Source organism: Pseudomonas fragi, assembly GCF_900105835.1.
In the GTDB taxonomy this organism is placed as follows: Bacteria; Pseudomonadota; Gammaproteobacteria; order Pseudomonadales; family Pseudomonadaceae; genus Aquipseudomonas; species Aquipseudomonas fragi.
In genome coordinates, this window is sequence record NZ_LT629783.1 from 2799524 (window position 1) to 2821833 (window position 22310).

Here is a 22310-nt window from a genome sequence, read left to right on the forward strand (position 1 = left end):
CCTACACTCTGATTGAGAGGACTTGAATCATGGTCTTGCGCTCGGAAATTCTGGTGAATAAAAACGTGCTACCCACTAAAGAACAAGCCCTGCCGGGCCGCGACACCCATGTACAGCTGCCGGAAACCCACTACGTTACCGGTCAGCCGCTGCTGGGCCCATTCCCGAAGAATGTCGACTTTGCGATTTTTGGTCTGGGCTGCTTCTGGGGTGCGGAACGCAAGTTCTGGGAACGCGAAGGCGTGGTCAGCACCGTGGTGGGTTATGCGGGCGGCTACACCCCGAACCCGACCTATGAAGAAGTCTGCTCGGGCCTGACCGGCCACACCGAAGTGGTGCTGGTGGTCTACGAACCGGAAGTGGTCAGCTACAAGCAATTGCTGGCCATGTTCTGGGAACTGCACAACCCGACCCAGGGCATGCGCCAGGGTAACGACATCGGCACCCAGTACCGCTCGGTGATCTACTGCACCACGCCTGAGCAGCTTGAACAGGCACTGGAAAGCAAGAAAGTGTTCCAGGCCGAGCTGGACAAGGCCGGGCTGGGCACCATCACCACCGAAATCGACCAGGCGCCAACGGTGTACTTCGCCGAGGCGTACCACCAGCAGTACCTGGCGAAAAACCCGCAGGGCTACTGTGGCATTGGCGGTACAGGCGTGACCTGCCCGATTTGATGTAGCACAAAAAACTGTGGGAGCGGGCTTGCACGCGATGCAAGCGACTCGGTGTTTCTGTTACACCGCATCGCCTCGATCGCGAGCAAGCCCGCTCCCACATTACAGTTTTCAGCTATTACTCAGCGATCAACCATTCCATCTGCCAGCCGCCCTGGGTTTGCCCCAGTTTCTTGGCCAGCCACGGCAGCAGTTCGCGCAGCTCTTCTTCCAGCCCCCAAGGCGGGTTGGCAATCGCCAAGCCTGAACCATTGAGGCTGTTGGGCGTGTCCAGCGGGTGTACGAACAATTCCACCTGCAGCAACTTCGGAGCACCTGAGCCCGCAAGGTCCTGGTAAAAACGGCGCAACTGGCGCTTGTCCTTGATCGGATACCAGATCGCTACCACGGTCTGGCGCATGCGGCTGATCGCGTCTTTCAACGATTCAGCGCAGCGCTTCATTTCGTCGAGTTTCTCGAACGGCGGGTCGATCAGCATCAAGCCACGCTTTTCAGCCACTGGCAGCAATGCCCGCGGCACATGCCAGCCTTCGCCCAAATGCACCGCTACGCGGCGATCACCTTTCATGTTGTCTTTGAGCAACACGCCGTCTTCGGGGTGTTTTTCGTTCAACAGTACACGGTCCTGGGAACGGGTCAGGCGTCGCGCCCACTCCGGCGAGCCCGGGTAATAGCGCAACTCGCCATCCGGGTTCATCTTGTGCAGCACTTGCATGTAGTCATCAGTCACTGCAGGCAGGTCTTTCTGCCCCCACAACCGCGCAATGCCTTCCAGGTACTCGCCCGTGCGGTTGGCCTGATCGCCCTTGAGGTCGTACAAACCAATACCGGCATGGGTATCGAGGTAGGCGAAAGGCTGCTCTTTGCGCGACATCAGGGCGATGAGGCGGGTCAAGACGATATGTTTGAAGACGTCGGCATGGTTGCCGGCGTGGAAGGCGTGACGATAGTTCATGGTTGCTCCTGCGCAGGAGGCGAAGTTTACCTTGTACGCAACCTGACGTCAGGTGGCGGGCGGTTTTTCCGAGATACGGTGAGCAACACCCAGGCAAAAAAAACGGCCCGTCTCACCTGGAGACGGGCCGTTTCTGAACACTTCAGACTCAGCGCATGCGCTTGCCCGATCAGTGGTTTTGCTGGAAGTCTTTCTCAGCAGCGTTGAAGCGCTCAACCATTCCCTGGGTCGGGCCCTTGCCAGCCAGGCTCGCCAGCACGATGGCCAGGCTGCCCAGGATAAAGCCCGGGATGATTTCGTACAGACCGAACAGTGCGAAATGCTTCCACACGATCACGGTAATGGCACCCACCAGAATACCGGCCAATGCGCCATTACGGGTCATGCCCTTCCACAGTACCGAGATCAGGACAACCGGGCCGAAAGCGGCACCGAAGCCTGCCCATGCATAGCTCACCAGGCCCAGTACACGGTTTTCCGGGTTGGAAGCCAGCGCGATGGCGATCAGCGCAACCACCAGCACCATGATCCGGCCAACCCACACCAGTTCCAGCTGGGAAGCATTTTTGCGCAGGAAAGACTTGTAGAAGTCTTCAGTCAGGGCGCTGGAGCACACCAGCAACTGGCAGCTCAGGGTGCTCATCACGGCAGCCAGGATGGCCGACAGCAGGACGCCCGCAATCCACGGATTGAACAGCAGCTTGGCCAGCTCGATAAACACGCGCTCTGGGTTTTCGGTCACAGGCCCGGCTACTTCCGGGTGCGCCGAGAAGTAAGCGATACCGAAGAAGCCCACCGCCACGGTACCCGCCAGGCACAGGATCATCCAGGTCATGGAGATGCGACGCGCCTTGGCGATCGACTTGACCGAATCAGCGGCCATGAAACGCGCCAGGATGTGCGGCTGGCCGAAGTAGCCCAGGCCCCAGCCCATCAGCGAGATGATGCCGATAAAGGACGTGCCCTTGAGCATGTCGAAGTTGCTCGGGTCGTTGGCTTCGATGGCCAGGAACGTGGTGTCCACGCCGCCGGTGGCCAGCAGCACGATGATCGGCGTAAGGATCAGCGCGAAGATCATCAGGGTGGCCTGTACGGTGTCGGTCCAGCTCACGGCCAGGAAACCACCGATAAAGGTGTAGGCGATGGTAGCCGCAGCACCGGCCCACAGGGCGGACTCGTAGGACATGCCGAAGGTGCTTTCAAACAGACGGGCACCCGCCACGATGCCGGAAGCGCAGTAGATGGTGAAGAACACCAGAATCACGATGGCCGAGATAATCCGCAGCAGGCCGCTGTTGTCTTCGAAACGGCTGGAGAAGTAATCCGGCAGGGTCAGCGCATCACCGTTGTGCTCGGTTTGTACCCGCAGGCGACCGGCAACGAACAGCCAGTTGAGGTAGGCACCGGTCACCAGACCGATGGCAATCCAGCTTTCCGACAGACCGGACATGTAGATCGCGCCCGGCAAGCCCATCAGCAACCAGCCGCTCATGTCGGAGGCGCCAGCGGACAAAGCGGTTACAACGCTGCCCAGGCTACGGCCACCGAGAATGTAGTCAGAAAGGTTGTTGGTGGAGCGATAAGCCATCAGGCCGATCAGCACCATTGCTGCGATATAGATCACGAACGTGATCAGGGTTGGGTTACTAACACTCATTGATAAAGCCCTGGCATTGTTTTTATGTTTAGCGGCGGTCTGGCCGTACGCTCACAAACGTCCTGTTTGAGACGATTAACCTTGCCGCGCATTTATGACTGATGTTTCCCCAGGAAATCCATCAGCCGATGAACCAATCTTCTGTAGGAGGTTGCACCTTGGGCGCGAATGCTATGCAACAAAGCAAATCGGGTGCAACCAGTTTCTGCCGGGCAAGTTGCACCTTGTCGCCTTTTCGTCTCAATTCAGGGTTTTTGCGCCTTTTCGGAGCAAAGACCCCGCCAAACCGAAGAAAAAGCACCAAGGAAGAGCAGCCATCCAACCCGCGCAAAAGATTCCTGACGAAGCGTCGACCAATCGACACAAAAACGGGTTGCACCTAGTTGCACCCGTTTCAGCGCAGCGCTAATCTTGCCGCCAGCTGCTGCCACGCAAATGTGGCACCCATGAGGATAAAAAAATGGCTACCACCACCCTTGGGGTCAAACTTGATGACCCAACCCGCGAGCGCCTCAAGGCCGCCGCGACCTCGATTGATCGCACGCCACACTGGCTGATCAAGCAGGCAATCTTCAATTACCTGGAAAAACTCGAGGGTGGTGCAACCCTGACCGAGTTGAGCGGTATCCCTGGCACTGCCAGCGATGACGCCGACGACGTACAAGCCGACCATGCGCATCAGTGCTTCCTGGAATTCGCCGAAAGCATCCTGCCGCAGTCCGTACTGCGCGCTGCCATCACTTCGGCGTACCGTCGCCCGGAACCCGAAGTGGTGCCCATGCTGCTGGAGCAGGCTCGCCTGCCCGCCCCGATGGCCGAAGCCACGCAAACCCTGGCCGCCTCGATTGCCGAAAAACTGCGCAATCAGAAGAGCGCCGGTGGCCGTGCCGGCATCGTGCAAGGTTTGCTGCAGGAATTTTCCCTGTCGTCCCAGGAGGGCGTAGCCCTGATGTGCCTGGCCGAAGCGCTGCTGCGTATCCCGGACAAGGGCACCCGTGACGCCCTGATCCGCGACAAGATCAGCACCGGCAACTGGCACCCGCACCTGGGCAACAGCCCGTCGCTGTTCGTCAACGCCGCCACCTGGGGCCTGCTGCTGACCGGCAAGCTGGTGTCGACGCACAACGAAGCCGGCCTGACCTCCTCCCTGAGCCGCATCATCGGCAAAAGTGGCGAGCCGATGATCCGCAAGGGCGTCGACATGGCCATGCGCCTGATGGGTGAGCAATTTGTCACCGGCGAAACCATCGCCGAAGCCCTGGCCAACGCCACGCGCTTTGAAGCCAAGGGCTTCCGTTACTCCTACGACATGCTCGGTGAAGCCGCACTGACCGAGCATGACGCACAGAAGTACCTCGCGTCCTACGAGCAAGCCATCCACTCGATCGGCAAGGCTTCCCACGGCCGTGGCATCTACGAAGGCCCGGGCATCTCCATCAAGCTGTCGGCCCTGCACCCGCGTTACAGCCGCGCCCAGTATGAACGCGTGATGGACGAACTGTACCCGCGCCTGCTGTCGCTGACCTTGCTGGCCAAGAAGTATGACATCGGCCTCAACATTGACGCCGAAGAAGCCGACCGCCTGGAAATCTCCCTCGATCTGCTTGAGCGTCTGTGCTTCGAACCACAGCTGGCGGGCTGGAACGGCATAGGTTTCGTGATCCAGGCCTACCAGAAGCGTTGCCCTTATGTGATCGACTATGTGATCGATCTGGCGCGCCGCAGCCGTCATCGCCTGATGATCCGCCTGGTGAAAGGCGCGTACTGGGACAGCGAAATCAAGCGCGCCCAGGTCGAAGGCCTGGAAGGCTACCCGGTGTACACCCGCAAGGTGTACACCGATGTGTCCTACCTCGCTTGTGCGAAAAAGCTGCTGGCCGTGCCGGAAGCCATCTATCCGCAATTCGCCACCCACAACGCCCAAACGTTGTCGGCGATTTACCACATTGCCGGTCAGAACTACTACCCGGGCCAGTACGAGTTCCAGTGCCTGCACGGCATGGGCGAACCCCTCTACGAGCAGGTTGTAGGCAAAGTTTCTGAAGGCAAGTTGAACCGCCCCTGCCGCGTGTACGCTCCGGTCGGTACCCACGAAACACTGCTGGCTTATCTGGTACGTCGCCTGCTGGAAAACGGCGCGAACACCTCGTTCGTCAACCGCATCGCTGACCACACCATCGCGATCCACGAGCTGGTGGCCGACCCGGTGAGCCAGATCGAGCAAATGGCCACGGCCGAAGGCGGCTTTGGCTTGCCTCACCCGCGCATCCCGCTGCCGCGTGACCTGTATGGCAGCGAACGCGCCAACTCCAGCGGCATCGACATGTCCAACGAACACCGCCTGGCATCGTTGTCCTGCGCCTTGCTGGCCACGGCCCACAACGACTGGAAAGCCGCACCGATGCTCGGTTGCGATTCCAGCAGCGAAACCCCGGCAGCGGTGCTCAACCCGGCCGACCTGCGTGATGTGGTCGGGCATGTACAAGAAGCCACCGTTGAGGACGCTGACAACGCCATCCAGTGCGCCCTGAGCGCTGCACCGATCTGGCAGGCCACCCCGCCCGCCGAGCGTGCTGCGATCCTGGAACGCGCCGCCGACCTGATGGAAGGCGAGATCCAGCCACTGATGGGCCTGCTGGCCCGCGAAGCCGGCAAGACCTTCGCCAACGCCATCGCCGAAGTGCGCGAAGCCGTGGATTTCCTGCGTTACTACGCGGTACAGGCGCGCAACGACTTCACCAACGATGCCCACCGCCCATTGGGCCCGGTGGTCTGCATCAGCCCGTGGAACTTCCCGCTGGCCATCTTCAGCGGCCAGGTGGCTGCAGCACTGGCAGCCGGCAACCCGGTACTGGCCAAGCCTGCGGAACAAACGCCGCTGGTTGCTGCACAAGCCGTACGCATCCTGCTCGAAGCCGGCATCCCGCAAGGCGTGCTGCAATTGCTGCCGGGCCGTGGCGAAACCGTCGGCGCACGTTTGGTGGGCGATGATCGCGTGAAAGGCGTGATGTTCACCGGCTCCACCGAAGTTGCCCGCCTGTTGCAACGCAACATCGCCGGCCGCCTCGATGCCCAGGGCCGTCCAATCCCGCTGATCGCCGAAACCGGCGGCCAGAACGCCATGATCGTCGACTCTTCGGCCCTGACCGAACAAGTGGTTATCGACGTGGTGTCCTCGGCGTTCGACAGCGCCGGTCAACGCTGCTCGGCACTGCGCGTACTGTGCCTGCAGGAAGATTCGGCAGACCGCGTCATCGAAATGCTCAAAGGTGCCATGGCCGAGTCGCGCATGGGCAACCCTGAGCGTCTGAACGTGGACATTGGCCCGGTAATCGACGCCGAAGCCAAGGCCGGGATCGAGCAACATATCCAGGGCATGCGCGACAAGGGCCGTACTGTTTACCAGATGGCCATTGCCGATATCGAAGAATGCAAACGCGGCACCTTCGTCATGCCGACCCTGATTGAACTGGAAAGCTTCGACGAGCTGGAACGTGAGATCTTCGGGCCGGTGCTGCACGTGGTGCGCTACAAGCGCAAGGACATCGACCAGCTGATCGCACAGATCAACGCTTCGGGTTACGGCCTGACGCTGGGCGTGCATACCCGCATCGACGAAACCATTGCCAAGGTGGTCAACAACGTCAACGCCGGTAACGTCTACGTCAACCGCAACATCGTGGGTGCCGTGGTCGGCGTGCAGCCGTTCGGCGGTGAAGGCCTGTCGGGCACCGGCCCGAAAGCCGGCGGTCCGCTGTACCTGTACCGCCTGCTGTCGACCCGCCCGGGCAATGCGATCGAGCAATCGTTCGCCAAGGTCGATGCCGTAACAGCTCCTGATACCCAGGCCCGCGAAGCCATGAGCAAACCGCTCACGGCCCTGCAAGCCTGGGCCAGCAACAACCAGCAGCCAGCGCTGGCCGAACTGTGCAGCGAATACGCCGCTCACTCGCAAAGCGGCATCACGCGCCTGCTCAACGGCCCGACCGGCGAGCGCAACAGCTACGCCATCCTGCCGCGTGAACACGTGCTGTGCCTGGCCGAGGTTGAAAGCGACCTGCTGACCCAACTGGCTGCCGTTCTGGCCGTGGGCAGCTCGGCCGTCCTGCCGCAAAGCGAACTGGCCAAGGCTTTGCTGGCACGCCTGCCAAAAGAGGTGCAGGCGCGCATCACGCTGGTGGCCGACTGGACCAAGGACGACGTGATCTTCGACGCCGTCCTGCACCACGGTGATTGCGACCAGCTGCGTGACGTGTGCCAGCAAGTGGCACAACGGGCTGGCGCCATCGTTGGCGTACAGGGCCTGTCCCAGGGTGAAACCAATATCGCCCTGGAACGCCTGGTGATCGAACGCGCCTTGAGCGTCAACACCGCTGCTGCGGGTGGCAACGCGAGCCTGATGACCATCGGTTGATGGGGTGATCGGGCACTGAAAAACCGGGCTCCCGAAAGGGTAGCCCGGTTTTTTTACGACACGATTTCAGCGCTGGCCCGTGAACGCCACATAGGCAACGGCGGCCATCAACAGCGCACCGACCACCATCCAGGCAATATTGATGCCGTTCAAGGCCTTGTTAAGGCTGCCCTGCGGGTCACCCGCCAGGGTGTTGATTGCGCGCTGGGCAGCCACCAGCATGGCGCAGCAAACGGCAATCAACGCCACATTGGCAAACAACACGTAGGCCTCATCCGAGGGCCGGGTAAAGAACGTGTTCACCAGCACCGAGAACATGACCAGCCCCATGATGACCAGCCCCCTGGTCTCGGGCTGCCAGAAATAGTAGCGCCCAGACCTGTCCAGACCGTTTTGCACCACTTCAAACAACGGCAGGATAAAAAATGGCCAAAGTACCCCGCGCACCCCCGGCGTGATTGACGCCCCGCTCACTGCTTTGTAGGACGCCCAGTTGCGATATGACCAATAGACCATGTACCCGCCTGCCGTAAACCCATACAGCAACAGAAACTTGCTGACAGACACGACATAGAGGTTGATCCGCTTGTCGTCGCACTGCGATGGGGTGTTCGATAGCCTGTTGCCAGCCTCGGTTGCGGGGTTCATAGCCTGTCCATGCATAAATGGGAGGCTGCAGTAGACACAAATTGCCCAATATAAAAATGCAGTGAAAATCTGTTTTTTATGTAAGAAAGACCTTTCAACCCTACTAAACAGGCCCAAATACGCTCAGGGCGAAATTCATTCAAAACCTTTTTGACAGCCCGCCAATCGCGCAGGTTAGAATCGATGGCACGCAGGCTGCATGTTGAGTCTGCGCCCTGTCTTTTGAGCTTTCTGGAGTACTGCCTTTGAATGCGACGACCATCAACAGCCTGTTCTTGATCGGCGCGTTGCTGGTAGGTGCAAGCATCCTGGTGAGTTCCCTGTCTTCGCGCCTGGGCATCCCGATCCTGGTCATCATCCTTGCGGTGGGCATGACGGCGGGTGTCGATGGCGGCGGCATTATTTTTGACAACTACCCCACGGCCTACCTGGTGGGTAACCTCGCCCTGGCGGTGATTCTGCTCGATGGCGGCTTGCGCACCCGGGTTTCCAGTTTTCGCGTGGCGTTATGGCCCGCGTTATCGCTGGCCACGGTGGGGGTGATGATCACCACCGGGCTGACCGGGCTGATGGCCGCCTGGCTGTTCAATCTCAACTTGATCCAGGGCCTGCTGGTCGGCGCCATTGTCGGCTCCACCGATGCCGCGGCGGTGTTCTCGCTGCTGGGCGGCAAGGGCCTGAACGAGCGGGTTTCCGCCAGCCTTGAGATCGAATCAGGCAGCAACGACCCGATGGCGGTGTTCCTCACCGTCACTCTGATCGACATGCTCGCCAGCGGCGAAACCGGCCTGCACTGGAGCCTGTTGTTCAATCTGGTGCGCGAATTTGCCATCGGCGGCGCAGTCGGCCTGGCAGGCGGCTGGCTGATGCTGCAGATGGTCAACCGGATCAACCTGGCCAACGGCCTGTACCCGATCCTGGTGATCGCCGGCGGCCTGGTAGTCTTCTCCCTGACCAACGCCCTGCACGGCAGCGGCTTCCTCGCGGTCTACCTGTGCGGCCTGGTGATCGGCAACAGCCCGATCCGCAGCCGTCATGGCATTTTGCATATGCTCGACGGCATGGCCTGGCTGGCCCAGATCGGCATGTTCCTGGTGCTGGGCTTGCTGGTCACGCCACACGACCTGCTGCCCATCGCCATTCCCGCGCTGGCCCTGGCCCTGTGGATGATTCTGTTCGCCCGCCCCTTGTCGGTGATGGTCGGCCTGCTGCCCTTCAAGGCCTTCCACGGCCGCGAAAAAGCCTTTATTTCGTGGGTAGGCCTGCGCGGCGCGGTGCCGATCATTCTCGCGGTGTTCCCGCTGATGGCCGGGCTGCCCAATGCGCAGCTGTATTTCAACCTGGCGTTCTTTATCGTGCTGGTGTCCCTGTTGGTGCAAGGCACCAGCCTGCCGTGGGTTGCCAAGCTGCTCAAGGTGACCGTGCCGCCAGACCTCGCCCCCGTGTCCCGTTCAGCCCTTGAAGTGCATGTCACCAGCGAGTGGGAACTCTTTGTTTATCGCCTCGACGCACAAAACTGGTGCATCGGCGCTGCCCTGCGCGAGCTGAAAATGCCTGACGGCACCCGCATTGCGGCCCTGTTTCGCGACAAGAAACTGCTCCACCCGTCGGGCAGCACCACCCTTGAAGTGGGTGATCTGCTCTGTGTCATCGGCCATGAACATGACTTGCCAGCCTTGGGCAAACTGTTCAGCCAGCCTCCGAGCCGTGGCCTGGACCTGCGCTTTTTTGGCGATTTCGTACTCGAAGGCGACGCCCAGCTGGGCGCTGTAGCCGCCTTGTACGGCCTCAAGCTCGACGGCATCAACCCGGACACCTCGCTGAGCAGCTTCATTGCCCACAAGGTCGGCGGCGCGCCAGTGGTCGGCGACCAGGTGGAATGGAACAACACCATCTGGACGGTTGCGATGATGGAAGGGAACAAGATCGCCAAAGTGGGCGTCAGATTCCCCGAAGGAAGTGCACCGGGCCCCGGGCTGTTCCTCTAAACTGCAACTTTCTGCCCCTTGTCTGACCGGTATCTATGCCAACTCTGCGCACGTTCATCGCAACCGTCCTGCTCGGTCTGAGCCTTTGTGTCGGCCCGCTTCATGCGGCCGAGCCGCCTACCGCCGAGGCGGTGCAGCAAAGCCTGGACAAAATTGCCGACCGCAAGCTGCCGGATGCCGATCAAAAAGCACTGCAGGCGGTGCTCCAGCAGACCCTGACCCTGCTGGAAAGCAAAGCTGATTACGAACAGCGCCTGAACGACGTCAAGCAGCAGCTCAATGATGCCCCGCGCCAGACCGGCGAAAACCAGCGCGAACTGGCCCGGCTCAAGGCCAGCACGCCGATTCCGGTGGCACAGCGCTATAAAGACCTGTCGGTGCCGCAGCTGGAGCAGATGCTGGCCGAGCGCACCACGCAACAAGGTGAGTTGCAAAAAGCCCTGGCCATTGCCAACAGTCAAAGCATTGCCGCACAGACCCGCCCGGAACGGGCCCAGGCCGAAATCAGCAACAGCCAGACGCGCATCCAGCAGATCGGCAACATCCTGAAAACCGGTCGCGACAATGGCAAGTTGCTAACCCCTGACCAGCGCAACCAGCTCAATGCCGAGGCCGCCTCGCTTACCGCGCTGATCGCCCTGCGCCGCCAGGAGCTGGCCGGCAACAGCCTGCTGCAAGACCTGAGCGGCAGCCAGCACGACCTGCTGCTGGAAAAGACCACGCGCCAGGACCAGGAAATCCAGGACCTGCAAACCCTGATCAACCAGAAGCGCCTGGCCCAGTCGCAGCAGACCGTGACCGAACAATCCATCGAGGCGCAAAAATCGGGCAGCAGCAGCCTGCTGGCGACCGAAAGTGCCATCAACCTCAAGCTTTCCGACTACCTGCTGCGCAGCACCGACCGCCTCAACGAAGTCACCCAGCAGAACCTCGAAACCAAGCAGCAACTGGATAACGTCACCCAAAGCGATCAGGCCCTGGATGAGCAGATCAACGTGCTCAAGGGCAGCCTGCTGCTGTCGAAAATCCTGTACAAGCAAAAGCAGGCCCTGCCGCGCCTGCAAAAGATGGACAAGAACCTGGCAGACGAAATTGCCGATATCCGCCTGTATCAGTTTGAAATCAACCAGCAGCGCGAGTTGATCAGCAACCCGACGACCTACGTCGATAACCTGCTGTCGACCCAGCCCGCCGACCAGGTCACCCCGCAACTGCGCAAAACCCTGATCGACCTGGTCAACACCCGCAGCGATCTGCTGGACCGCCTGAACCGCGAACTCAGCTCGCTGCTTAACGAATCCATCACCCTGCAACTGAACCAGAAGCAACTGCTCAGCACCGCCCAGAGCCTGCGCGCAACGCTGGACGAGCAGATGTTCTGGATCCCCAGCAACAAGCCGCTGGATCTGGAATGGCTGGAAACCGCACCGCGCCAGCTTGAACAGCAAGTCACCACCCTGCCGTGGGGTTCCAGCGTTAGCGAGCTGGCAGAAGGCCTGGTGCAGCGGCCGCTGCTGTTTCTGCCGTTTTTGCTGGTGGTGGTAGCCCTGCTGTGGAAACGCCGCTACCTCTACAGCAAATTGAACAAGATCCACCAGGACATCGGCCACTTCAAACGCGACAGCCAATGGCACACGCCGCTGGCGATTCTGATCAATATCCTGCTGGCGATGCCCATTTCACTGGCCCTGGCCCTGTGCGGCTACGCCCTGCAAACCGATGCCCGGGGCATGAACGCCAATACTGGCGCGGCCTTGATCCAGATGGCCGAGGCCTGGCTGGTGTTCTACACCGCCTACCGGATTCTGGCCCCGGGTGGCGTGGCCGAACTGCATTTCCGCTGGGAAAAACCCCTGGTCGCGTTCCTGCAGAACTGGATTCGCAAGCTCGGCTTCGTCGTGCTGGCCCTGGTAGCCGTGGTCGCCTTTGCCGAACAACAACCGGCGGCGCTGGCCGACGACGTGCTGGGCATCCTCGTCGTGTTGAGCTGCTATGCCGCGATGGCCTGGCTGCTTTGCCGCCTGCTGCTCAATGACTTCGAGACCGCGACAAAAGCCTATCGCCTGCGCAAGTTGCTCGGCTTTGCTTTTGCCCTGCTACCGCTGGCGCTGTTCGTGGCGGTGTGTTTTGGCTATTACTACACCGCGCTCAAGCTCAGCGACCGCCTGATCAACACCCTCTACCTGCTGATGTTCTGGCTGGTGGTCGAGGCAGCTTTTGTGCGCGGCCTGGCCGTGGCGGCACGGCGCCTGGCCTATCAGCGCGCACTGGCCAAGCGCCAGGCCGCCAAGGAAGCCGGCGAAGGCAACGATGCCATCATCGAAGAACCGACCCTGGATATCGAACAGGTCAACCAGCAATCCCTGCGCCTGATCCGTCTGGCCCTGCTGGCGGGCTTTATCGGTGTGCTGTATTGGGTGTGGGCCGACCTGATCTCGGTGTTTGCCTACCTCGACAACATCACCCTGTACGAATACACCAGCGGCACCGGCGCCAACATGAGCATGGTGCCCATCAGTATTGGCGACGTGATCGGTGCGCTGGTCATTATCGGCATCAGCATCGCGCTGGCGCGCAACCTGCCAGGTCTGCTGGAGGTGCTGGTACTGTCGCGCCTCGATCTGGGCCAGGGCAGTGCCTACGCCACCACCACGCTGCTGACCTATGTGATTATCGGCATCGGCTTTGTCTCCACCCTGTCCACCCTGGGCGTGAGCTGGGACAAGCTGCAATGGCTGGTGGCGGCGCTGTCGGTGGGCCTGGGCTTCGGCATGCAGGAAATCTTCGCCAACTTTATCTCCGGGATCATGATCCTGTTCGAACGCCCGGTGCGTATCGGCGACACCATCACCATCGGCAACCTGTCGGGCACCGTGAGCAAGATCCGCATTCGGGCCACCACCATCACCGACTTCGACCGCAAGGACATCATCGTCCCGAACAAGACGTTTATCACCGGGCAACTGATCAACTGGTCGCTGACCGACACCATCACCCGCGTGACGCTCAAGCTGGGGGTCGATTACGGCTCCGACCTGGACCTGGTCAAGCACTTGCTGCTCAAGGCTGCGCAAGAGAACCCGCGGGTGCTCAAAGACCCGGAGCCGCACGTGTACTTTCTCAACTTCGGGCAAAGCACCCTCGACCACGAACTGCGCATGCATGTGCGCGACCTGGGCGATCGCAACCCGGTGATCGACGAGGTCAACCGCTTTATCAACCGCGAGTTCAAGAACCACAACATCAACATCTCGTTCCAGCAGATGGAGGTGTACCTCAAGAACCTGCAGGGGCAAGAATACAAGCTGGTGCCCGTAGGGCCGGAAGTCCCGCCCGAGCCGACACCACCACCGCAAAAGCCGCAGTTGGGCAAGCTCGACTGACTCAAGGCTGATGCAACCTCTGTGGGAACTGGCTTGCCTGCGATGCAGATGAATCGGTTTAACTGGCCAAGCCCGCTCCCACCTTAGACATGCATTTACTGGAGACGGTCATTGAAAGCCCTCGACGAACTGACTTTTGATAACCGCTTCGCTCGGCTGGGTGACGCGTTTTCAACTCACGTGCTGCCCGAGCCCATCGACGCACCCCGCGTGGTGGTGAGCAGCGACGCCGCTATGGCGCTACTCGATCTCGACCCGGCTGTCGCCCAGGACCCGGTCTTTGCCCAACTGTTTGGCGGCCATACCCTGTGGGCCGATGCCGAACCCCGGGCGATGGTCTACTCCGGTCATCAGTTCGGCTCCTACAACCCGCAACTCGGCGATGGCCGCGGGCTACTGCTGGGCGAGGTGTATAACGACGCGGGCGAGCATTGGGACTTGCACCTCAAGGGCGCCGGCATGACCCCTTACTCGCGCATGGGCGATGGCCGCGCGGTACTGCGCTCCTCGATCCGCGAGTTTCTCGCCAGCGAGGCCCTGCATGCCCTGGGCATTCCCAGCAGCCGCGCCCTGTGCGTGATCGGCTCCGATACCCCGGTGTGGCGTGAAACCCGGGAGCGCGCCGCCATGGTGCTACGCCTGGCGCCCAGCCATGTGCGTTTCGGCCATTTCGAATACTTCTACTACACCAAGCGCCCCGAGCAACAAAAGCTGCTGGGCGAGCATGTGCTGGCGCTGCACTTCCCCGAGTGCCTGGAGCAACCCGAGCCGTACCTGGCCATGTTCCGTGAAATTGTCGAGCGCAACGCTGCACTGATCGCCAAGTGGCAGGCCTACGGCTTTTGCCACGGGGTGATGAACACCGACAACATGTCGATTCTGGGCATTACCTTCGACTTTGGCCCGTTCGCTTTCCTCGACGACTTTGACGCCAATTTCATCTGCAACCACTCCGACCATGAAGGCCGCTACTCCTTCAGCAACCAGGTACCGATCGGGCAGTGGAACCTCAGCGCGCTGGCCCAGGCATTGACGCCGTTTATCAGCGTTGAAGCCTTGCGCGAAACCCTTGGGCTGTTTTTGCCGTTGTATCAGGCCCACTACCTGGACCTGATGCGCCGCAGGCTGGGCCTGACCAGCGCCGAAGACGCTGATCAGCAACTGGTCGAAACCCTGCTGCAAAAGATGCAAGGCAGCAACATCGACTACACCCTGTTTTTCCGTCGTTTGGGCGACGAACCCGCCGAGCAGGCAGTGGCCCGATTGAGGGAAGAATTTGTCGACCTCAAGGGTTTTGATGACTGGGCCGCGCAGTATGTGGCCCGCGTCGCCCGGGACGGCGCAAGTGATGAACAGGCACGGCGTGAGCGCATGCACGCGGTCAACCCGCTGTATATCTTGCGCAACTACCTGGCACAAAAAGCCATCGATGCGGCCGAGGCCGGGGATTACAGCGAAGTGCAGCGCTTGCACACGGTATTGACCCAACCGTTCACCGAACAGCCGGGCATGGAAGGCTACGCCGAGCGCCCGCCGGAGTGGGGCAAGCACCTGGAAATCAGCTGCTCGTCGTGATTCACAACCGGCAAATATGCCTCCTGTGGGAGCGGGCTTGCTCGCGATACAAGCGCCGCGGTGTTTCAGTTGAATCGCGTCGATTCAATCGCGGGCAAGCCCGCTCCCACAGAGCCGAGGCCAGCCTCTGACTCCTGACCAGATCATCTGGCCACACACCAGCCACGGCGTGGCGCAGCCGTCAGCCTCAGATAAACATATCCACAGGCACTTTGAAGTAATCGGCCAGCCAACGAATCTGCCGAACGTTGAGCTGGCGTTTGCCGCTGAGGATTTCAGACACCACAGACTGGGTGCCCACACCCGGCAAATCGCTTTGCGTCAGCCCGTGCTCCTGCATTACCGAGCGCAGCACATCGACGCCACTGACCTTGGGCATCGGCCGATGCTCAAGGTCGTAGGCCTCAACCCAGTCACCGAGGATGTCCACCAGGCTCATCAGGGGGTTGCTCTCATCATCGCCAATCAAGTCGGTCAGCTCATCAAGGGCGGCGACCAACTCGTCGTAATCGGCTTCGTTCTTCGGTTTTCGCAACAGCGGCGCCACGAATTGCCAGTGCTGCGCTGCCTGTTCGATCAATGGGTTCATGATGCTTACTCCTTCCATTTGCCCTTGTCATAGTCACGGTGATCCAGCACATGACGGATGTAGAGGCGCTGTACCCGATAACGCACCACAGCGATCAGCCGCAGTTTGTTACCGCCTATGTTGAAAACGTGAAACGAACCGACCTTGTCGGCAGTCGGGAAAAACGCCCTTAACGCGGCAAAGTCCTGAGGGTTGAGGACCTTGATCTTGCGATACCACTCATCCAGGGCGCTCGCCGATTGCGGCCATTGTGCTTTCGCTTGCCAAATTCGTTTTGCTGTAATCACTCGCATGCAATGTCCCTATCGCATCTTGCTATGAAGGCTAAACCCGGGCGTTCTCTATCGCAACTTGCGATACTGACCACCTGACCAGTGGCACAAAACCCGGGGGGTATTTACAGACTAGATAGAGACCTGCGAACCGGTTTCGGCACATTGTGAGCAGATACGTCATGGAGGGTGGCGGCCCGGGTGTTCATCTGCTGAACTGCACGCCATCAATCTGGAGTCGCTGCGACAGGCGGCACCCACGACCCTTTTCGAGGAGTTTTCCATGACCGAACCGCTGCTGATTCCCTGCCCCCACTGCAACGGCCTTAACCGCATCCCCGGCGATCGCCTGGGCGAGCACCCCAAGTGCGGGCGTTGCAAGAATGAAGTGCTGCAAGCCAGGCCCTTTGAGTTGCAGCAAACCGACTACGCCAGCCAGATCAAAGGCGATCTGCCGCTATTGGTGGATGTGTGGGCCGAATGGTGCGGGCCGTGCAAAGCCTTTGCGCCGGTGTTCGAACAGGCTGCCAGCCAACTGCTGGGCAAGTGCCGGCTGGCCAAGCTCGACAGTGAGGCCAATCAGCAACTGGCCGGGCAACTGGGTATCCGTTCGATCCCCAGCCTGATCCTGTTTAAAAATGGCCGCGAAGTGGCCCGCCAGAGCGGTGCGCTGCCTTTGCAGCAACTGACCGCCTGGCTGCGCAGCCAAGGGATCAGCGCTTAAGCGTTCTGGTCCAGGTAATCGTGCAAGTCCACGAACTGCCGGGTCAGCTTGTGCCGCGGGTCGAAGTGGATCAGGGGCTGTGAAGCCTGGTGCGATTCGCGCATACGCACCGAGCTGCTCAGGTACATCGGCAGCACCGGCAGCCCCTCCGCGACCAGCTCATCGAGCATTTGCTGGGGCAAACTGGCCCGGGCCTGGAACTGATTGACCACAATGCCTTCAACCAACAGGTCTTCGTTGTGGTCTTCTTTCAGGTCAGCGATCTCGGACAACAGGCCATACAGCGCCTGCCGGGAGAAACTGTCGCAATCAAACGGGATCAGCACACGATCACAGGCGATCAGCGCCGAAACGGCGTAAAAGTTCAAGGCAGGCGGGGTATCGACGTAAATCCGGTCGTAGTCTTCAGATAGCTCATCAAGCAACTTGCGCAGCTTGTTGATCTTGTGTTTTGCCTCAAGTTTGGGCTGCAGATCGGCCAGTTCGCCGGTTGCGGTAATGACGTGCAAGTTTTCGAAGGGCGTTTCGTAAATATCGACCCGGTTCTTCTTCGAACCAACGCCGGCAGACAAGCTGTGCTTGAAGAAATCGGCAATCCCCATCGGGATATCGTCGCCCGTCAGGCCGGTCAGGTATTGAGTGGAGTTGGCCTGGGCATCCAGGTCCACCAACAACGTGCGATACCCTTCGCTGGCACTGACCGCAGCCAGGTTACACGCGATGCTGGACTTGCCCACACCGCCTTTCTGGTTAAACACCACGCGACGCATTTCAAAACCTCCGTGTACCAATGAGTACCCGAGTGTAGATGGCCTTTACGCGGCTTAGCTACCTTGCAACGAAATGAACTACAGCCATTGAGCCCTTATCCGAGAAAACAAATAAACGCCCCTCACACACAAAGGGCGCAGGTCTTATTTTTTCCAAATTACAAACAAAACATACTCCAAATGTAAGCAAAATTTGCTACGAACCAACTGCACCGGGATAATGTCGCCATTCTGTATCAAGTGTGGCGCCGATCGGTGCCCACTGTCGCATCAAGGAAGCCCGCAAGGGCGGGATGAAACTCCAGTGATCAATTTCAATATCGCCGCGTGGCGTGCCTGGGCACCGGGCCTCGACAGCGTGGCCGATTGGCAGGCCTGGAGCCAGCGACCCGGCGTACTCGCGCCCAGCAACGCAGCCCCCGACGTCTCGTTTTTGCCCGCCATGCAACGCCGCCGCCTCAGCCGCCTGGCGCGCATGGCATTCAGCGTCGGCTGGCCACTGGCCGAAGGCCATGAAGCGTTGCCACTGGTCTTTGCCTCGCGTCACGGTGAAACCCCGCGCACGTTTGACATCCTCAGCGACCTGGCGGCCGACCAGCCCTTGTCTCCCACGCAGTTCAGCCTCTCGGTGCATAACGCCGTGATCGGCCTGTGGTCGATCATGCGCGGCGAAACCAGCGAAATGACCGCAATTGCCGCCGCCGGGGACGGCCTGGAGCATGGCCTGATCGAAGCCTGTGCCTTGCTCAATGAAGGTGCGCCTGCCGTACTGCTGATTGTTACCGAAGAACAGCCGCCCGACGCCTATGCCCACTGGATCGATGACGTGCCCTTCGCTTATGCCGTAGGCCTGCTGCTGACGCCGGGCGAGCAATGGCAGGTTTCACTGGCCAGCGGCGGTGCAAGCACCGACAAGGCCCGGTGGCCCCATGCCCTGAACCTGTTGTGCCATCTGTTCGATGAGCAGACGTCATTCCACCACACCTGGAAAAACCGCGTGTGGAACTGGCAACGCAGCCTGTGAGCGCCCGTCGGGATGCTTACGCCTGGCGTTTGATCGCCACAGCCATCAGCTTTGCCCTCTTCGGCATCGGTTGCCTGTGCTTGCGCCTGGTGATTTTCCCGCTGCTCAGTTGCCTGCCGGGCGATGCCATGCGTCAGCGCGAGCGCGCCCGTTTTACCATCAGCCGCCTGTTCTGGCTGTTTATCCAGACCATGACGCGCATGGGTGTGCTGACCTACGACGTACAAGGTGCCGAACGGCTCGGGCGGCCCGGCCAGATGATCATCGCCAACCACCCGTCGCTTATCGACGTGGTTTTCCTGATTGGCCTGGTGAGAAATGCCAATTGCGTGGTCAAACAAAGCCTTTGGCAAAACCCGTTTACCCGCAGCCCCGTGCGTGCCGCGCAATACATCAGCAATGATGGCAGCGTCGACATGCTCGACAACGCCGCAGGCGCATTGCAGCAAGGCCAGACCCTGGTCATTTTCCCGGAAGGCACGCGTACCCAGCCGGGCCAGGCACCCGCCTTTCATCGCGGGGCCGCCGCGATTGCCCTGCGGGGTGCGAAGATCCTCACCCCGGTGGTGATCAAGGTCAGCCCCACCACGCTGACCAAGGCCGAACCCTGGTACCGCATACCCGATCGGCGCGTGCACTTCAGTTTTCGGGTAGGTGCCGATATAGATCCACAGACCTTTAGCGCGCTAGGCCCGCCGCCCAAAGCTTCGCGCCTGCTCAATGACTTCGTGCATGACTATTTTATTAAGGAGCTCGCCACAGATGAGCGATCTGAAAAACGACATTAAACAGCTGATCATCGATGCCCTGGGCCTGGAAGACATCAGCGTCAGCGACATTGGCGACGAGCAGACCCTGTTTGGCGACGGCCTGGGGCTGGATTCGGTCGATGCGCTTGAGCTGGGCCTGGCGATTCAAAAAACCTACGGCATCAAGATAGATGCCGACGCCAAAGACACACGCAATCACTTTTCCAACGTGGCCAGCCTTGCGGCTTTTGTCACCGCCAAACAGGCAGCCTGAGACCGAACCATGCAAAACCGTGACGACATTTTCAACACCCTGCGCGACGCACTGGTCGAACTCTTTGAACTGGAACCCGAGCGCGTCACCCTGGACGCCAACCTGTACCTGGACCTGGAAATCGACAGCATCGACGCCGTCGATCTGATCGACCATATCAAGCGCAAGACCGGCAAGCGTATCGCCGCAGAAGAGTTCAAATCGGTGCGCACCGTCAATGACGTGGTCGAGGCGGTTTACCGTCTGGTTCACGCTGACGCATGAGTCGGCTGATTGGCCTTGGCCTGCTGCTGGCTGGCCTGCTGTACCCCTTTGCGGTGCATTTCGGCATGGCCCATTTCGCGCCGTGGCAGTTCGCCCTGCTGCTGGGCAGCCTGTGGCTGGCCCGCGCCCTGACCGGCGAGCGACGCCCCGGCGGGGTGTGGATGGCGGTGGTTGCACTGGTGTTTTGCGCCCTGCTGGCGTTGTTCAACAGCCCGGCATTGTTGCGCTGGTACCCGGTGCTTATCAGCACCTTCATGCTCGGCCTGTTTGGCCTGAGCCTGAAATTCGGACCACCGATGATCGAGCGCCTGGCGCGTTTGCACGAGCCGGTGCTGCCCGACATTGCAATTGTTTACACACGGCAGGTCACCAAGGTCTGGTGCCTGTTTTTCATGCTTAACGGGTTAGTCGCAGCGGGCCTTACGCTGTGGGCGCCGCTGAGCTGGTGGACGTTGTACAACGGCCTGATCGCCTACGCGCTGATGGGGCTGCTGTTTGCCATTGAATGGCTGATACGACAAAAGGTAAGAGGCCGGGCATGAATTGGATAAAACTTGAGCAGCTGTTGCTCAAGGGGTACACGGATCGCCGGGTCACGGTTGACCCCGAGTTGAACCACGCCACGTTGCGTGAACAGGCCCTGCGCCTGGCGGGTGGCCTGCGCCAACGCGGCGTGCAGCACATTGCCGTACACCTGGAAGACGCTGCCGAACTGGCCGTGGCCTTGCTAGGTGCGTGGCGGGCCGGGGTCAGCGTGCTGCTGCCCGCTGACCTGCAGGCGCAAACCCGGTTGCGCTGGGACAGCCAGGTCGATCTGTGGATAACTCAAGGCGACGCACTGCAAGCCTTGTACGCCGAGGCCCTGCCTGCGGCCGAACTGGATCTGGACCTGTGCCGGCTGAGCCTTTGCACCTCGGGCTCCAGCGGCGAGCCCAAGCGCATCGACAAAAGCCTGCGCCAGATGGCCAACGAAGTTCAGGCACTGGAGCAACTGTGGGGCGCGGACCTGGGTGATGCGTGCATTATCGCCAGTGTGGCGGCGCAGCATATCTACGGGCTGTTGTTCCGTGTGCTGTGGCCATTGTGCGCAGGTCGCAGCTTTGTGCGCACACAACTGGCCTTCCCTGAAGACATGCAACGCGCCAGCCGCGAGCACCCTGCTTTTGCCTGGGTCGCCAGCCCGGCCTTGCTCAAGCGCATGGCCGACAACCTCGACTGGCCAGCGCTAAGCCCGGTCCGCCGGGTGTTTTCCTCAGGGGGCGCCCTGCCGCAAGAGGCGGCACAAGCCCTGCACGAACGCCTGGGCCAGTGGCCGACCGAGATCCTCGGCAGCTCGGAAACCGGCGGCATCGCCTGGCGTCAGGGGCAGAACTTGTGGCAGCCCTTTGCCGATGTGCAATTGAGCCAAAGCGAAGACGGCGCCCTGATCATCGCCTCTGCCTACTTGCCCACAGGCCATGTGGAACACACGGCTGATGCGGCCCGCATTGAAGCAGATGGGCGCTTTGAGCTGCTTGGGCGGCTGGATCGCATCGTCAAACTCGAAGAAAAACGCATCTCCCTGCCCATGCTGGAACAGGCCCTGGTCAAGCATGACTGGGTCGCCGAAGCTCGCCTGGGCGTGGTCCATGACAACCGCGCCTCACTGGGCGCCCTGCTGGTGCTCAGTGCAAGCGGCCTGTTTGCCCTGCGTGAACAGGGCCGTCGCACCCTGACCCAGACTCTGCGCCAGCACCTGAGCCAGCACTGCGAAGCGTTGGCCTTGCCGCGCCGCTGGCGTTTGTTGCGTCAGCTGCCGCTCACCAGTCAGGGCAAACTGCCCCAGGCGCAGGTCGATGCATTACTGCTGGCACCGCGCCCGAAATCCCCCGAAATACTGAGCCAGGTCGAATGTGACGGGCAATGGACCGTGAACCTGTCGATTCCGCCGGATCTGGCGTACTTCAGCGGCCACTTCCCCACGACCCCGGTGCTGCCGGGCGTGGTGCAAGTGGATTGGGCGATCAGCCTGGGCCAGCAACTGCTCGACCTGCCGCCGCGTTTTGCCGGTATGGAAGTGCTCAAGTTCCAGCAACTGGTGCGCCCCGGCGACACCCTTGAACTGACCCTGAGCTTTGACCCTGAACGCAGCAAGTTGCACTTCGCCTACCGCAACGCCACGGCGCCCTGTTCCAGTGGCCGCATCGTCCTGGAGGCCGTCTGTGGATAATCCCGTAGCAGCTGCCGAAGGCGGCGTCCGGTTGCGCAGCAATCGTAAACCGGCTTGCACGATGATCCTGAAAAACCAAGGCACCAGACTTTACGGCGGCTACGCCACCGGACGCAGCCTTCGGCAGCTGCTACGAAG

General features: G+C 60.6%; 18 protein-coding genes. 12 read left to right on the top strand and 6 right to left on the bottom strand.

The annotated features are described in order from the left end of the window. The first annotated feature begins 29 nt into the window (after positions 1-29). Positions 30-677 carry a peptide-methionine (S)-S-oxide reductase MsrA gene (gene msrA, locus BLU25_RS12705; RefSeq protein WP_016783240.1) on the top strand — a complete coding sequence of 216 codons (648 nt, stop codon included), beginning with the start codon at positions 30-32 and terminating at the stop codon, positions 675-677. A gap of 118 nt (positions 678-795) precedes the next feature. On the opposite strand, the gene BLU25_RS12710 is transcribed toward msrA, so the two are convergent. Continuing rightward, positions 796-1632, bottom strand: a complete 837-nt coding sequence (locus BLU25_RS12710; protein WP_016783239.1) for a 23S rRNA (adenine(2030)-N(6))-methyltransferase RlmJ — start codon at positions 1630-1632, stop codon at positions 796-798. A gap of 169 nt (positions 1633-1801) precedes the next feature. Beyond that, positions 1802-3289 carry a sodium/proline symporter PutP gene (gene putP, locus BLU25_RS12715; protein WP_016783238.1) on the bottom strand — a complete coding sequence of 496 codons (1488 nt, stop codon included), beginning with the start codon at positions 3287-3289 and terminating at the stop codon, positions 1802-1804. 460 nt (positions 3290-3749) lie between these two features. Between putP and putA the strand changes: the two genes are divergently transcribed. Next, a complete protein-coding gene (gene putA / locus BLU25_RS12720) occupies positions 3750-7703 on the top strand; it encodes a trifunctional transcriptional regulator/proline dehydrogenase/L-glutamate gamma-semialdehyde dehydrogenase (RefSeq protein WP_083369667.1) in 3954 nt (1317 codons plus the stop codon). Between the two features lie 66 nt (positions 7704-7769). On the opposite strand, the gene BLU25_RS12725 is transcribed toward putA, so the two are convergent. Then, entirely contained in the window at positions 7770-8351 is a 582-nt protein-coding gene (locus BLU25_RS12725) for a hypothetical protein (RefSeq protein ID WP_016783237.1), read from the bottom strand. Positions 8352-8596: 245 nt separating this feature from the next. Here BLU25_RS12725 and BLU25_RS12730 point away from each other — a divergent pair, with 245 nt between their 5' ends. From BLU25_RS12730 to selO, 3 genes are all read left to right on the top strand, one after another. Next, the gene (locus BLU25_RS12730) at positions 8597-10339 is read left to right on the top strand and encodes a potassium/proton antiporter (protein WP_016783236.1); all 1743 of its coding nucleotides are present in this window, start codon (positions 8597-8599) and stop codon (positions 10337-10339) included. A 35-nt stretch (positions 10340-10374) separates the two neighbouring features. After that, complete coding sequence (gene mscK / locus BLU25_RS12735; RefSeq protein WP_016783235.1) at positions 10375-13722, top strand: mechanosensitive channel MscK; 3348 nt, start codon at positions 10375-10377, stop codon at positions 13720-13722. Positions 13723-13833: 111 nt separating this feature from the next. Beyond that, the gene (gene selO / locus BLU25_RS12740) at positions 13834-15297 is read left to right on the top strand and encodes a protein adenylyltransferase SelO (protein ID WP_016783234.1); all 1464 of its coding nucleotides are present in this window, start codon (positions 13834-13836) and stop codon (positions 15295-15297) included. A 187-nt stretch (positions 15298-15484) separates the two neighbouring features. On the opposite strand, the gene BLU25_RS12745 is transcribed toward selO, so the two are convergent. Together BLU25_RS12745 and BLU25_RS12750 are read right to left on the bottom strand one after the other, a co-directional pair. Further along, the gene (locus tag BLU25_RS12745) at positions 15485-15886 is read right to left on the bottom strand and encodes a helix-turn-helix domain-containing protein (RefSeq protein WP_016783233.1); all 402 of its coding nucleotides are present in this window, start codon (positions 15884-15886) and stop codon (positions 15485-15487) included. A 5-nt stretch (positions 15887-15891) separates the two neighbouring features. Next, positions 15892-16179 (bottom strand): type II toxin-antitoxin system HigB family toxin, encoded by a 288-nt coding sequence (locus BLU25_RS12750; RefSeq protein ID WP_016783232.1) that lies wholly within the window; start codon positions 16177-16179, stop codon positions 15892-15894. 262 nt (positions 16180-16441) lie between these two features. On the opposite strand from BLU25_RS12750, the gene trxC reads away from it, so the two are divergent. Next, a complete protein-coding gene (trxC, locus tag BLU25_RS12755; RefSeq protein ID WP_016783231.1) occupies positions 16442-16882 on the top strand; it encodes a thioredoxin TrxC in 441 nt (146 codons plus the stop codon). Here trxC and BLU25_RS12760 read toward each other — a convergent pair. After that, positions 16879-17652: a ParA family protein gene (locus BLU25_RS12760; RefSeq protein ID WP_016783230.1), complete on the bottom strand. Its 774-nt coding sequence runs from the start codon at positions 17650-17652 to the stop codon at positions 16879-16881. The two genes, trxC and BLU25_RS12760, sit on opposite strands and share 4 nt — an antisense overlap. Positions 17653-17956: 304 nt before the next feature. On the opposite strand from BLU25_RS12760, the gene BLU25_RS12765 reads away from it, so the two are divergent. Genes BLU25_RS12765 through BLU25_RS12790 form a run of 6 tightly spaced genes read left to right on the top strand, consistent with a single transcriptional unit; the run spans position 17957 to position 22172 of the window. Next, positions 17957-18676, top strand: coding sequence for a beta-ketoacyl synthase chain length factor (locus tag BLU25_RS12765; protein ID WP_016783229.1), 720 nt, complete (start codon positions 17957-17959; stop codon positions 18674-18676). Next, positions 18652-19464: a lysophospholipid acyltransferase family protein gene (locus BLU25_RS12770; protein ID WP_016783228.1), complete on the top strand. Its 813-nt coding sequence runs from the start codon at positions 18652-18654 to the stop codon at positions 19462-19464. The genes BLU25_RS12765 and BLU25_RS12770 overlap by 25 nt, the downstream gene beginning before the upstream one ends. After that, a complete protein-coding gene (locus BLU25_RS12775; protein ID WP_016783227.1) occupies positions 19439-19699 on the top strand; it encodes a phosphopantetheine-binding protein in 261 nt (86 codons plus the stop codon). Before BLU25_RS12770 ends, BLU25_RS12775 begins: the two co-directional genes overlap by 26 nt. A 9-nt stretch (positions 19700-19708) precedes the next feature. Then, positions 19709-19963 carry an acyl carrier protein gene (locus BLU25_RS12780; RefSeq protein WP_016783226.1) on the top strand — a complete coding sequence of 85 codons (255 nt, stop codon included), beginning with the start codon at positions 19709-19711 and terminating at the stop codon, positions 19961-19963. Further along, a complete protein-coding gene (locus BLU25_RS12785) occupies positions 19960-20505 on the top strand; it encodes a COG4648 family protein (RefSeq protein ID WP_083369668.1) in 546 nt (181 codons plus the stop codon). Before BLU25_RS12780 ends, BLU25_RS12785 begins: the two co-directional genes overlap by 4 nt. Further along, positions 20502-22172 (top strand): AMP-binding protein, encoded by a 1671-nt coding sequence (locus tag BLU25_RS12790; protein ID WP_016783224.1) that lies wholly within the window; start codon positions 20502-20504, stop codon positions 22170-22172. Before BLU25_RS12785 ends, BLU25_RS12790 begins: the two co-directional genes overlap by 4 nt. Positions 22173-22310 lie beyond the last annotated feature (138 nt).

What these genes read in the sequence shown, in the direction of transcription:
- BLU25_RS12775 (WP_016783227.1), top strand. Translation starts at nt 19,439, where the DNA reads ATGAGCGATCTGAAAAACGACATTAAACAGCTGATCATCGATGCCCTG.
- BLU25_RS12725 (WP_016783237.1), bottom strand. Translation starts at nt 8,351, where the DNA reads ATGAACCCCGCAACCGAGGCTGGCAACAGGCTATCGAACACCCCATCG.
- mscK (WP_016783235.1), top strand. Translation starts at nt 10,375, where the DNA reads ATGCCAACTCTGCGCACGTTCATCGCAACCGTCCTGCTCGGTCTGAGC.
- BLU25_RS12710 (WP_016783239.1), bottom strand. Translation starts at nt 1,632, where the DNA reads ATGAACTATCGTCACGCCTTCCACGCCGGCAACCATGCCGACGTCTTC.
- trxC (WP_016783231.1), top strand. Translation starts at nt 16,442, where the DNA reads ATGACCGAACCGCTGCTGATTCCCTGCCCCCACTGCAACGGCCTTAAC.
- putP (WP_016783238.1), bottom strand. Translation starts at nt 3,289, where the DNA reads ATGAGTGTTAGTAACCCAACCCTGATCACGTTCGTGATCTATATCGCA.
- BLU25_RS12760 (WP_016783230.1), bottom strand. Translation starts at nt 17,652, where the DNA reads ATGCGTCGCGTGGTGTTTAACCAGAAAGGCGGTGTGGGCAAGTCCAGC.
- BLU25_RS12790 (WP_016783224.1), top strand. Translation starts at nt 20,502, where the DNA reads ATGAATTGGATAAAACTTGAGCAGCTGTTGCTCAAGGGGTACACGGAT.
- BLU25_RS12780 (WP_016783226.1), top strand. Translation starts at nt 19,709, where the DNA reads ATGCAAAACCGTGACGACATTTTCAACACCCTGCGCGACGCACTGGTC.
- putA (WP_083369667.1), top strand. Translation starts at nt 3,750, where the DNA reads ATGGCTACCACCACCCTTGGGGTCAAACTTGATGACCCAACCCGCGAG.
- BLU25_RS12785 (WP_083369668.1), top strand. Translation starts at nt 19,960, where the DNA reads ATGAGTCGGCTGATTGGCCTTGGCCTGCTGCTGGCTGGCCTGCTGTAC.
- msrA (WP_016783240.1), top strand. Translation starts at nt 30, where the DNA reads ATGGTCTTGCGCTCGGAAATTCTGGTGAATAAAAACGTGCTACCCACT.
- BLU25_RS12750 (WP_016783232.1), bottom strand. Translation starts at nt 16,179, where the DNA reads ATGCGAGTGATTACAGCAAAACGAATTTGGCAAGCGAAAGCACAATGG.
- BLU25_RS12745 (WP_016783233.1), bottom strand. Translation starts at nt 15,886, where the DNA reads ATGAACCCATTGATCGAACAGGCAGCGCAGCACTGGCAATTCGTGGCG.